Source organism: Cupriavidus sp. FW305-46 (assembly GCF_058787075.1).
In genome coordinates, this window is record NZ_JBYSZI010000048.1 from 25,133 (window position 1) to 35,342 (window position 10,210).

Consider the following 10,210-nt stretch of genomic DNA (forward strand, 5'->3'; position numbering starts at 1 on the left):
TCGTCAGCCCTGCAGGATGGAAGAGACCAGCAACTGCGTATACGGGTGCTGCGGGTCATCGAGGATCTGGTCGGTCAGGCCTTGCTCCACCACGCGGCCGCCTTGCATGACCAGTGTGCGGTGCGCCAGCAGGCGCGCCACGGCCAGGTCGTGCGTGACCAGCACGGCGGCGAGGCCAAGGTCCGCCACCAGGCGGCGCAGCAGGTCTAGCAGGCGGGCCTGCACCGACACGTCAAGCGATGCGGTGGGCTCGTCCATGAACACCAGGCGCGGGTGCGTGACCAGGTTGCGCGCGATCTGCAAACGCTGCTGCATGCCGCCGGAGAAGGTGCCGGGCACGTCGTCCAGCCGGGCCAGGTCGATCTCCATCTTCTCGAGCCAGGTGGCGGCGACTTCGCGCAGGTTGCCGTAGTGGCGCTCGCCCACGGCCATCAGGCGCTCGGCGATATTGGCGCCGGCGCTGACCTGCATGCGCAGGCCGTCGCGCGCATGCTGGCGTACGAAGCCCCAGTCGGTGCGGGCCAGCAGCCGCAAGCGCGCGCTGGACAGCGTGGCCAGGTCGGTCAGGCCGGACTCGCGCATGTCGTAGCTGACGCTGCCGCGCTGTGCCGGCGCCTGCATCGACAAGGCCTGCAGCAGCGTGCTCTTGCCGGAGCCCGATTCGCCCACCACGCACAGCACCTCGCCCGGGTACAGGTCGAAGCTGACGTCATGGCAGCCGTGCAGGCCGTCCCAGGTGCGCGTCAGGCCGCGCACCGACAGCAGCGGGGTGGCGCTCATCGGGCACCTCCGGCAGCGGCCTTGACGGCCTGGGCCGCCTGGCGGTCGGCGCAGTATTCGGTGTCGGAGCACACGAACAGGCGCGTGCCGGCGTCGTCGGTGATGATCTCGTCCAGGTAGCTGTCGGTGGCGCCGCACTGGGCGCAGCAGCTGGACCACTTTTCCACCGTGAAGGGATGGTCGGCGAAGTCCAGGCTCTTGACCGCGGTGTACGGCGGCACGGCATAGACGCGCTTCTCGCGCCCGGCGCCGAACAGCATCAGCGCGGGGCTGCGGTCGAGCTTGGGATTGTCGAACTTGGGGATCGGCGACGGCCGCATCATGTAGCGCTGGTTGACGATCACGGGGTAGTCGTAGGTGGTGGCGATATGGCCGTGATGGGCGATGTCCTCATACAGCTTGACGTGCATTGCGCCGTACTCGGCCAGTGCATGCATGGTGCGGGTCTCGCCCTCGCTCGGCTCCAGCCAGCGCAGCGGCTCGGGGATGGGCACCTGGAACACCAGGGTCTGGCCCGCGCGCAACGGCGTTTCCGGAATCCGGTGACGGGTCTGGATGATGCTGGCCTCGGCGGTGCGCTCGGTGGTCTGCACGCCGGTGACGCGGCCGAAGAAGCGGCGGATATTGATGGCGTTGGTGGTGTCGTCCGAGCCCTGGTCGATCACCTTGAGCACGTCATCCTTGCCGATGATGGCGGCCGTCACCTGGATGCCGCCCGTGCCCCAGCCGTAGGGCAGCGGCATTTCGCGGCTGCCGAAGGGCACCTGGTAGCCGGGAATCGCCACGGCCTTGAGCAGCGCGCGGCGCAGCATGCGCTTGGTCGACTCGTCCAGGTAGCCGAAGTTGTAGTGGTCGTCGCGGGCAATGCCCGTGGCCATGGTGGTGTCGGGGGTGGTCATGCCAGCGTCTCCTCTTGCGGCTGCGGTTGCGCCTGCACGGTAGCGGTCACGGCGCCATCCTGTTCCGCGCGCAGCCGGCGCAGCAGTTCCAGGTTGGCCTGGAAGTCCACGTAGTGGGGCAGCTTCAGGTGCTGCACGAAGCCGGAGGCCTCGACGTTGTCGCTGTGATACAGCATGAATTCGATATCGTTGGCCGGGGCGTCGGCGGCCTCGCCCAGTTCTTCGGCGCGCATGGCGCGGTCGGCCAGCGCCATCGACATGGCCTTGCGCTCGTTGTAGCCGAACACCAGCCCGTAGCCGCGCGTGAAACGCGGGGCTTCGTCGGCATTGCCGGCGAACTGGCTCACCATCTGGCATTCGGTCAGCTCGATCTCGCCGATGGTGACGGCGAAGCCAAGCTCTTCCACGAACAGTTCGACCTCGGCCGCGCCATAGCGGATTTCGGCCGCGAACGGGTGCGAGTTGCCGTAGCCGCGCTGGGTGGAATAGCCCATCGACAGCAGGAAGCCTTCATCGGCGCGCGCCAGGTTCTGCAGGCGCGCGGCGCGGCTGGCGGGGAAGGTCAGCGGCTCGCGCGTCAGGTCGGGCGGCGCGGGGTCGCCCGCGGGGATCTGGTCGGCTTCGACCAGTTCATCCGCTTCCAGCAGGCCGGTCACGCGCGGCATGCTCGCGGCGAGCGGTTCGGGCGAGGGCGGCAGCGGCTCGGGGTCGCGGCCGGCTTCGAGCGTGAAATCCAGCAGGCGCTGGGTGTAGTCGTAGGTCGGCCCCAGCACCTGGCCGCCCGGCACGTCCTTGAACGTGGACGAGATCCGGCGCTGCAGGCGCATCGAACCCGTATCCACCGGCTGGGTATAGCCAAAGCGCGCCAGTGTTGTGCGATAGGCGCGCAGCAGGAAGATCGCCTCGATCTGGTCGCCGGCGGCCTGTTTCAGGGCCAGCGCGGCCAGGTGCGGATCGTACAGCGAGCCCTCGGCCATCACGCGCGACACCGCCAGCGGCATCTGTTCGCGGATCTGCGCCAGCGTGAGTTCCGGCACCGCGGTATCGCCGCGGCGATAGGCATCGAGCATCCGGTAGGAATTGAGGATGGCGCGCTCGCCACCTTTGACGGCTACATACATGTCAGTCCTCCACCAGCGTGGTGCGCGTCAGGGCGCAGAATCGGTCGCCGCTGGCCAGCAGCAGGTCCACGCCGAGCGGGAAGCCGGCGTTGTTGGCGCGCCAGCCGGCGCGGAAGTCCGCGGGCAGCCCGGCCACGCGCAGCACCTGCGTGGTTTCGATGCCGGGGCCGCGCAGCGTGAGGGTGTCGCCAGCGGCAAGCGAGGCCACCTCCACCAGCAGCGTGGCCGAGCGGTCGGGGAAGGCCGGGTCGCCTTGCGCGCAATCCGCCAGTGCCGGCACGGCATAGCCGGCGGGCACGCAGACAAAGGCGGCGGCGCGGAGATCGTCGGTCAGCGGGCAGCCGCAATGGAAGCGCAGGAACGCGCGCGCCGCGGCCGGCACGCCGGCAGGCAGCCAGACCGGGGTATCGGGATCGGCCAGCGTCAGCAGCAGCGCGGCCAGCGCGGGCGACAGGCCGTCGGGCAGGCCGCTGGCCACGGGCAGCGTCTGCAGCCGGCCCGGATGGGCAAACGCCTGCAGCGCGGCGCGGAAGACCAGCTGGGCGTCGTCGACCGGGTTGTTGAAACCCGGCAGCAGCGAGGCGGCCGGGGTGGACAGGATCGGTTGCATGGCAGTCATCTCAGTCCTCTCCCCGGACCATGGTGAAGAATTCGACGCGGGTCTGGGCGGCGGTGGCCGCTGCGTGTGCGGCGCGCTGCGCCTGCGTGCTTGCCAGCGGCGCCAGCACGAGCTCCTGCACGCGCTGGTGCCAGGCCGGGCGCTGCAGCAGCGCGTCCAGCACCGCGGCCTGTTCGGCGTGGCGGGCGCTGCGGCCCTGGATATAGGCCACGCCTGCAGCGGCCCCGGCAGCGCCGTCTTCGAGCACGACCGCGCAGCGCGTGACCGTGATTTCCCCCAGGTTGAACTGGGCACCGGTACCGCCTGCGCGGGCCCGGACCATGGCCATGCCGGACTCCGGCTTGCGCAGCAGCCGGTAGGCCGGCAGCGCTTGCGCCTGGCCAAGCCGCTGGTAAGCGCCGTCGAGCGCGTCGGTGGGCGCCGTCGCCAGGATCCGGAGCCAGGCGGCGCGGGCGGCATGGGCCTGCGCGGTTTCGCTTTGCATCATCACCCCTATACGTCTATACGTTTAGATGTCACTGCTTGAACACGCAGCTACTAGACCACAGGCAGATGAACGTTTCATGACGGGGGCGGGGCATTGCTCGGGCACCCCGCCATGGCGGCGCGGTTGAGGCACAATCGCATGGCAATGGTGAACGCTTGATGACAAGAGGGCAGCGCGAGATGTCTGATCGAGAAGTGGAACGGGGTTCCGGCGTGGCGGTATGGCGCCAGATTGGCGAGGCGCTGGCGGACGACATCCGCAAGAAGCTGTACCTGCCCGGCGAGCAGCTGCCCCCTGAGCCTGAACTGGCCACGCGCTTCGCGGTCAACCGCCACACCATCCGCCGCGCCATGGGCGAGCTGGAGCTGAGCGGCCTGGTGCGGATCGAGCAGGGCCGCGGCACTTTCGTGCAGGAGCATGCGATCGACTACGCGATCGGGCGCCGCACGCGCTTCTCGCAAAACCTGGCCGCGCAGGGCATGCGCGGGCATACCGAGATCATCGACAGCCAGGTGGTGCGCGCGCCGGAAGTGGCAAAGCAACTGGGCCTTGCGCGCACGGCCGAGATCCTGCACGTGCAGATGATCGGCAAGGCCGAAGAGCGCACCATCGACGTTGCCGAGCACTACTTCGACCTCAAGCGCTTCCCGGGCATCGACGAGGTGCTGCGCGCCAGGCAATCGGTGTCGCGCGCGCTCGCGCATTTCGGCATTGCCGACTACACGCGCAAGTGGTCGCGCATCACGGCGGCCATGCCCAGCGCCCCGGTGGCGCGCCTGCTGAACCAGCCGAAGACGCGCCCGGTGCTGCAGGTTGAGGCGCTGAACGTCGATATCGACGGGGCGCCGGTGCAGTACAGCGTGGTGCGGTTTGCCGGGGACTGGGTGCAGCTGACGGTTTCCGACGGTGACTGAGGCGGGGCGCCGCGGCATTGGTCTAGACATCCGGCTGTCATCTGCCTGCGCTAAGGTGTCTGCGGTCCAGACCACAAAACCAGCACAGTCGCCGCCGCCGGGCGTCAGGCGCCGCTGGTAACCTTGCCGCATGACCTTGCCAGCGCACCGTTACGCCATCTACCTGGCGCCCTCAGATCCATTCCGCACGTTTGGCAGCCAGTGGCTCGGCCGCGACGCCGATACCGGCGCCGCGCTGTCCGCGCCGGCGGGCATGACGGCGCCGCCCGCCGAATGGGTCCAGGCCCCGGCGCACTACGGCCTGCATGCCACGCTGAAGCCGCCGTTCCGGCTTGTGCAGGGCAGCAACGGGCCGATGCTCGACGCCGCCGCACGGGACTTCGCGCGTAGCCGCGAGGCATTCGACGCACCGCTGGCGCTGCGTGCGCTGCGGGGTTTTGTGGCGTGGTGCCTGGCCGATGGCGGATCGCCACCGATGCAGGCGCTGGCCGATGCGTGCGTACTGGCATTCGAGCGCTTCCGCGCGCCGCCCACGGCCGAAGAACTCGGCCGGCGCAAACCGGACCAGTTGACCGATGAAGAGCGCCGCATGCTCGACAAATGGGGCTACCCGTATGTGTTCGGCACCTTCGTCTTCCATATCACGCTGACCGGCATGCTTGACGCTGCCAGCCAGCGCGCCGCCCTCGAGCGCCTGGGGGCCGCGAGCGGCAAGCTGCTGCAGGCGCCGCTTCATGTGGACGGGATCAGCGTATTCGTGCAGCCGGCGCCGGGCGACGACTTTATCGTTGCCCGCCACTACGGTTTCAACGGCAGCACCACCGACGGCGCCGGCGCGGCGTACCTGGACGCATGAACGCACATGGCGCGGCCGACGGACACGGCCTGTTCTACCTGATGGGGCCGTCCGGCAGCGGCAAGGACTCGCTGCTGCGCGCGCTGCGCGAGCGCCTCGGGCCGGACCACCGCATCGTCATCGCGCATCGCTATATCACCCGCGAGGCCGATGCCAACGAGGCCTCCGTTGCGCTGACCACGGATGAATTCCGGCGCCGCCAGGCGCTCGGCTGCCTGGCGCTGGACTGGCACAGCCACGGGCTGCATTACGGCATCGGCATCGAGATCGAGCAGTGGCTGGCCAGGGGCCTGACGGTGATCGTCAATGGCTCGCGCGAGTACCTGCCGCAAGCCGTGGCGCGCTACCCGAAGCTGTGCGCCGTGCATGTGCGCGTGCGGCCGGAGGTGCTGGCCACGCGGCTGCGCCAGCGTGGCCGCGAGTCGGAAGAAGCGATTGCCCGGCGCCTGGCGCGCGCGACGCAGGCCTTCACCGTGCCGGCAGGGTGCCGCCTGGTCGAGTTCGACAATAGCGGCGCCCTGGAAACCGCGGCGGAAGCGTTCGCGCGGCTGGTTGGGGCTACCTCCGATAGCGCAACGTTGAGCTGATAAACCCATGCCGAAGCGAGGCCTCCGGCACGGCCTTGCCATCAGAGTTCAATGCTGAAACTGATGCCGTGCTCGGTGAACCCGAGCCGGCGATAGAACTGGTGGGCCTGCAGGCGCCGCGCGTTGGACGACAGCGCCAGCTTGGCCGCCCCGGCCTCGCGGGCCAGGCGCATCGCTTCGCGCATCATCGCCTTGCCGACGCCCATGCCGCGCGCGGACGGCGTCACCACCACGGCCTCGACAATCGCCTCGGGACGCCCGTCGTGAACCATCACGGGAAATACCAGCAGGCTGAAGGTGCCCAGCGGCACCTCGTCCTCGTCCACCATCATGTAGCAGCGGTAGTCCGGATAGCGGCGCATGGTCGCGTAGCGCTCGCGCATGGTGGCCAGCGGCAGCGGCGCTTCATCGTCCATCGCGGCCAGCAGCGCGGACAGGTGCCTCAGTTCCGCGTCGGAACCGCGCACTTCACGCAGGGTAAGCACGGCTTCAGCGATGGTGTTCATGCGCCAGTCCGCGCGCAACGCGCGGCCATGTCCAGGTAGTGCGCCAGCCGCGGCGTGGCCAGGCCGACCACCTTGGCCAGGTCGTCGTAGCGGCGCAGCCGCACCGCGGCAGCGGCGTGGCGGCTGGCGGTGAACGCTTCGGCCTGTGCGGCGCCGAACGGTCCGCCTTGCAGCGCCAGGCTTTGCGCTGAAGCCGGTGACAAGGTGGCGAAGTACGCCGGATCGGCCGCGCACAGATAGCGCTTGGCCGCTACGTGCAGCCGCACGGGTTCTGTCACTTCGTCACCGAACAGTTCTGCCAGCGCATCGGCTGCGGCCTCCTGGTGGCGCATGTCGGTGGTGGTGCTTTCGGCCAGCAGCAGGTGGCCAACGTCGTGGAGCAGGGCCGCGACGATCAGCGGCTCGGGCTCGCCGGCCTGCTCGGCCAGTTGCGCGCATTGCAGCGCGTGCGCGGTCTGGCTGATGGCTTCGCCGCCGTACCAGGCGTTGCCATGGTCGGCAAACAGCGTTTCGATGCGGGACAGGTTCAGCATGATGTCAGACCAGTACCTTGCGGATTTGCGCGGAGATGATGTCGATGGCCGAGACGAACAGGATGATGATGATCATCACGGCACAGGTCTGCCCGTACTGGAAGCTGCGGATGATCTCCCACAGCACGGTGCCGATGCCGCCGGCGCCGACGATGCCCACCACCGAGGCCGAGCGCACGTTGGACTCGAAGCGGTACAGCGCGAACGACAGCCACAGCGGCAGCACCTGCGGGATCACGCCGTAGACGATCTCCTCGATCGGGCCGGCGCCGGTGGCGCGCACGCCTTCCACCGGGCGCGGGTCGATGGCCTCGACGGCTTCGGCGAACAGCTTGGCCAGCACGCCGGTGGTGTGGATCCAGATCGCCAGCACGCCGGCAAACGGGCCCAGGCCGACCGCCACGATGAACAGCATGGCGAACACCATCTCATTGATGGCGCGGCAAGCGTCCATGATGCGGCGTGCGGGCTGGTAGGCCCACGCCGGGACGATATTGGCCGAGCACAGCAGGCCCAGCGGCACCGCCATCACCACGGCCAGGGCGGTGCCCCACAGCGCGATCTGCACGGTGACGAGCATCTCGTCCAGGTAGTGCCGCCAGTCGCGGAAGTCGGGCGGGAAGAAATCGGCGGCAAATTTCGCCATATTGTCCGAGTCGCGCAACAGGTCCAGCGGGCGCATGTCGGCCCCCTGCCAGGACAGGGCGAGCATGGCCAGCAGGACTGCCCAGGTCAGCATCACGGCAAGGGAAGTGCGCGGCGGGCGCACGTTGCTTCGGGGCGTGGGAGGCAGGCCGGGCCTGGCGGTGACAGTCATGGGGCAATCCGGAATCAAGCGGGGGAACGGAAGCGATGCGGGGCCGGCGGCGGGGGGCCGCCGGCCTCGTCGGGGTGGGCTTATTGCGTGCTGGTGGCGTTGCCGGCGGCCTTGTCCAGCTCGGCCAGGCGGCGGGTCACCTCGGCCAGCCGCTTTTCCTTGTCGGCAGCGGCCAGGGTGGTGTCCGATTCGATCTTCGCCTTCTCGCGGGCCAGTTCGATCTGGCGGATCGGCACCAGCTGCGCATCGCTGGCGCTGCGGAAGCCCTGGTAGGTCAGGGTGGCCAGCACCTGCTTTTCACGCGCGGCGTCTGCGCCCTTGCCGTAGTTGACGAAGAAGGCCTGGATCTTCTTCTTCACCTCCGGCGGCAGGTCCTTGCGATAGACCATCGGATCGGCCGGGATCAGCGGCGACTTCCACAGCACCCGCACCTGGTCATAGGCGTTCTTGCCGGTGTTGATGCGATAGCGCTCCATGTTCTCGGTGTTGTTCACCGCCACATCGACCTGCTTGTTCAGCACCGACAGCAGGTTGGTCTCGTGGTTGCCGATGCGCACGGCCTTGAACAGCGTCTTGGGCTCGACCTTGTTGGCGGTCCACAGGTAGAAGCCCGGCACGGCCGTGCCCGAGGTGGAGTTGGGGTCGCCGGCGCCGTAGCTGAGGTCCTTGCCGCGCTTGATCACGTCTTCGACGCTCTTCAGGTCGCTGTCCTTGTTGACGATCAGCACCGACCAGTAGCCCGGGTTGCCGTCCTTGTCGATCACCGAGGCAAAGACCTCGCCGTTGGCACGGTCCACGGCCTCCATGGCCGACTTGTTGCCGAACCAGGCGATCTGCACCTTGTTGAAGCGCATGCCCTCGATGATGCCGGCGTAGTCGGACGCAAAGAAGGGCTTGACGGGTACCCCCAGCGTCTTGCTGAGATCGTCGATCAGCGGCTGCCAGGCGGACTTCAGGTTCGACGACGATTCGGTCGAGATAAAGCCGATGTTCAGGCTCTTGGCATCCTGCGCGAAGGCGGGCAGGGCGACCACGCCCGAAGCCACGACGGCGAGAAAGGTTCTGCGAAGCATGGACAACTCCGGTGGGAAGCGGTTTTGGGATAAAGCGGTCTGGACAGGCGGCCGTTCAGGCGGCCGCCAGGTTCATCGTGACCATCGCCGGTGCCGGCATGGCCGCAGTGGATACGTCTTCGTCGGGCACGGAATCGAGCAGCAGCTCGTCGGCTTCGGTGCCGTAGAGATCGCGCAGCATGCTGGGCGTGAGCGCGGCTGAGGGGCCGTCATAGACCACCTTGCCGTGGCGCAGCGCCACCACGCGGGGGCAGTAGCGCATCGCCACGTCCACCTGGTGCAGCGACACCAGCACCGCGACCTTGCGCGTGCGGTTGATCTGCCTGAGCAGCGACATCACCCGGCGCGACGATTCCGGGTCGAGCGAGGCGATCGGCTCGTCGGCCAGGATCACGCTGGCGTTCTGCACCAGCGTGCGGGCGATGGCGGCGCGCTGCTGCTGGCCGCCCGACAGCGTCGAGGCCCGTTGAAACGCATAGTCGTCTATACCAACTTGCGCAAGCGCATCGAGCCCGCCCTGGACTTCATCGGCCTTGAAGATGCGCAGCAGGCTGCGCCACCTGGGCACGCGGGCCAGCATGCCGACCAGCACGTTGGTGATGACCGGAAGACGGCCCACCAGGTTGAACTGCTGGAACACAAACCCGATCTCGCCACGCACCTTGCGCACGTTGCGGGCCAGGCGGCCGTTGCGCTGCACATGGCGGCCGTTGACGAGGATTTCGCCGGCGCCGGCATCGCCCGTGATGAATCCGGCCACGTGGCGCAACAGCGTGGACTTGCCCGATCCCGATGCACCCAGCAGGGCGACCATCTCGCCTGGCGCGATGTGCAGCGTGACATCGTCAAGCGCCTTGCGGTCCGCGCGGAACGATTTGGAAAGCCCGCGGACTTCAATTGCGTGCGTCATGTCGACTCCCTGACGTGAATGACCTGCGCATTCTGGCCGGGGCGGATGACAGAACGATGACTTGAGCGGAAGGTGGCTGAAACCGGGTGGCAGCGCCCGGGGGGCGCG

At 68.4% G+C, this 10,210-nt stretch carries 13 protein-coding genes; 3 read left to right on the forward strand and 10 right to left on the reverse strand.

All coding sequences use genetic code 11. The annotated features are described in order from the left end of the window. Positions 1-3: 3 nt before the first annotated feature. Genes phnK through phnG form a run of 5 tightly spaced genes read right to left on the reverse strand, consistent with a single transcriptional unit; the run spans position 4 to position 3,906 of the window. Positions 4-780 carry a phosphonate C-P lyase system protein PhnK gene (gene phnK / locus AC3WON_RS21995; RefSeq protein WP_492352759.1) on the reverse strand — a complete coding sequence of 259 codons (777 nt, stop codon included), beginning with the start codon at positions 778-780 and terminating at the stop codon, positions 4-6. Further along, positions 777-1,679 (reverse strand): alpha-D-ribose 1-methylphosphonate 5-phosphate C-P-lyase PhnJ, encoded by a 903-nt coding sequence (locus AC3WON_RS22000; RefSeq protein WP_492317099.1) that lies wholly within the window; start codon positions 1,677-1,679, stop codon positions 777-779. Before AC3WON_RS22000 ends, phnK begins: the two co-directional genes overlap by 4 nt. Next, the gene (locus AC3WON_RS22005) at positions 1,676-2,800 is read right to left on the reverse strand and encodes a carbon-phosphorus lyase complex subunit (RefSeq protein WP_492317098.1); all 1,125 of its coding nucleotides are present in this window, start codon (positions 2,798-2,800) and stop codon (positions 1,676-1,678) included. Before AC3WON_RS22005 ends, AC3WON_RS22000 begins: the two co-directional genes overlap by 4 nt. 1 nt (position 2,801) lies before the next feature. Beyond that, entirely contained in the window at positions 2,802-3,419 is a 618-nt protein-coding gene (phnH, locus tag AC3WON_RS22010) for a phosphonate C-P lyase system protein PhnH (RefSeq protein ID WP_492317097.1), read from the reverse strand. 1 nt (position 3,420) lies between these two features. Further along, positions 3,421-3,906, reverse strand: coding sequence for a phosphonate C-P lyase system protein PhnG (phnG, locus tag AC3WON_RS22015; protein WP_492317096.1), 486 nt, complete (start codon positions 3,904-3,906; stop codon positions 3,421-3,423). A gap of 179 nt (positions 3,907-4,085) precedes the next feature. Here phnG and phnF point away from each other — a divergent pair, with 179 nt between their 5' ends. The 3 genes from phnF to phnN all read left to right on the forward strand — a co-directional run bounded on the left by phnF (position 4,086) and on the right by phnN (position 6,263). Continuing rightward, on the forward strand, positions 4,086-4,820 hold the full coding sequence (gene phnF, locus AC3WON_RS22020; protein ID WP_492352760.1) for a phosphonate metabolism transcriptional regulator PhnF: 735 nt from the start codon (positions 4,086-4,088) through the stop codon (positions 4,818-4,820). 130 nt (positions 4,821-4,950) lie between these two features. Then, positions 4,951-5,676: a DUF1045 domain-containing protein gene (locus AC3WON_RS22025; protein WP_492317094.1), complete on the forward strand. Its 726-nt coding sequence runs from the start codon at positions 4,951-4,953 to the stop codon at positions 5,674-5,676. Further along, positions 5,673-6,263 (forward strand): phosphonate metabolism protein/1,5-bisphosphokinase (PRPP-forming) PhnN, encoded by a 591-nt coding sequence (gene phnN / locus AC3WON_RS22030; RefSeq protein WP_492352761.1) that lies wholly within the window; start codon positions 5,673-5,675, stop codon positions 6,261-6,263. Before AC3WON_RS22025 ends, phnN begins: the two co-directional genes overlap by 4 nt. Positions 6,264-6,304: 41 nt before the next feature. Here phnN and AC3WON_RS22035 read toward each other — a convergent pair whose 3' ends face one another. The 5 genes from AC3WON_RS22035 to phnC form a co-directional block, all read right to left on the reverse strand. After that, positions 6,305-6,769 (reverse strand): GNAT family N-acetyltransferase, encoded by a 465-nt coding sequence (locus tag AC3WON_RS22035; RefSeq protein ID WP_492317092.1) that lies wholly within the window; start codon positions 6,767-6,769, stop codon positions 6,305-6,307. Then, positions 6,766-7,302 (reverse strand): phosphonate degradation HD-domain oxygenase, encoded by a 537-nt coding sequence (locus AC3WON_RS22040; protein WP_010809362.1) that lies wholly within the window; start codon positions 7,300-7,302, stop codon positions 6,766-6,768. Before AC3WON_RS22040 ends, AC3WON_RS22035 begins: the two co-directional genes overlap by 4 nt. A 4-nt stretch (positions 7,303-7,306) precedes the next feature. Beyond that, entirely contained in the window at positions 7,307-8,119 is an 813-nt protein-coding gene (gene phnE / locus AC3WON_RS22045) for a phosphonate ABC transporter, permease protein PhnE (protein WP_013952925.1), read from the reverse strand. Positions 8,120-8,199: 80 nt separating this feature from the next. Then, entirely contained in the window at positions 8,200-9,192 is a 993-nt protein-coding gene (phnD, locus tag AC3WON_RS22050) for a phosphonate ABC transporter substrate-binding protein (RefSeq protein WP_492317091.1), read from the reverse strand. A gap of 55 nt (positions 9,193-9,247) precedes the next feature. Then, positions 9,248-10,102: a phosphonate ABC transporter ATP-binding protein gene (gene phnC, locus AC3WON_RS22055; protein WP_492352762.1), complete on the reverse strand. Its 855-nt coding sequence runs from the start codon at positions 10,100-10,102 to the stop codon at positions 9,248-9,250. Positions 10,103-10,210: the final 108 nt, after the last annotated feature.

Bases quoted from the DNA above. Each gene is read 5' to 3' on its own strand.
- phnK (WP_492352759.1), bottom strand. From the start codon at position 780: ATGAGCGCCACCCCGCTGCTGTCGGTGCGCGGCCTGACGCGCACCTGG.
- AC3WON_RS22000 (WP_492317099.1), bottom strand. From the start codon at position 1,679: ATGACCACCCCCGACACCACCATGGCCACGGGCATTGCCCGCGACGAC.
- AC3WON_RS22005 (WP_492317098.1), bottom strand. From the start codon at position 2,800: ATGTATGTAGCCGTCAAAGGTGGCGAGCGCGCCATCCTCAATTCCTAC.
- phnH (WP_492317097.1), bottom strand. From the start codon at position 3,419: ATGACTGCCATGCAACCGATCCTGTCCACCCCGGCCGCCTCGCTGCTG.
- phnG (WP_492317096.1), bottom strand. From the start codon at position 3,906: ATGATGCAAAGCGAAACCGCGCAGGCCCATGCCGCCCGCGCCGCCTGG.
- phnF (WP_492352760.1), top strand. From the start codon at position 4,086: ATGTCTGATCGAGAAGTGGAACGGGGTTCCGGCGTGGCGGTATGGCGC.
- AC3WON_RS22025 (WP_492317094.1), top strand. From the start codon at position 4,951: ATGACCTTGCCAGCGCACCGTTACGCCATCTACCTGGCGCCCTCAGAT.
- phnN (WP_492352761.1), top strand. From the start codon at position 5,673: ATGAACGCACATGGCGCGGCCGACGGACACGGCCTGTTCTACCTGATG.
- AC3WON_RS22035 (WP_492317092.1), bottom strand. From the start codon at position 6,769: ATGAACACCATCGCTGAAGCCGTGCTTACCCTGCGTGAAGTGCGCGGT.
- AC3WON_RS22040 (WP_010809362.1), bottom strand. From the start codon at position 7,302: ATGCTGAACCTGTCCCGCATCGAAACGCTGTTTGCCGACCATGGCAAC.
- phnE (WP_013952925.1), bottom strand. From the start codon at position 8,119: ATGACTGTCACCGCCAGGCCCGGCCTGCCTCCCACGCCCCGAAGCAAC.
- phnD (WP_492317091.1), bottom strand. From the start codon at position 9,192: ATGCTTCGCAGAACCTTTCTCGCCGTCGTGGCTTCGGGCGTGGTCGCC.
- phnC (WP_492352762.1), bottom strand. From the start codon at position 10,102: ATGACGCACGCAATTGAAGTCCGCGGGCTTTCCAAATCGTTCCGCGCG.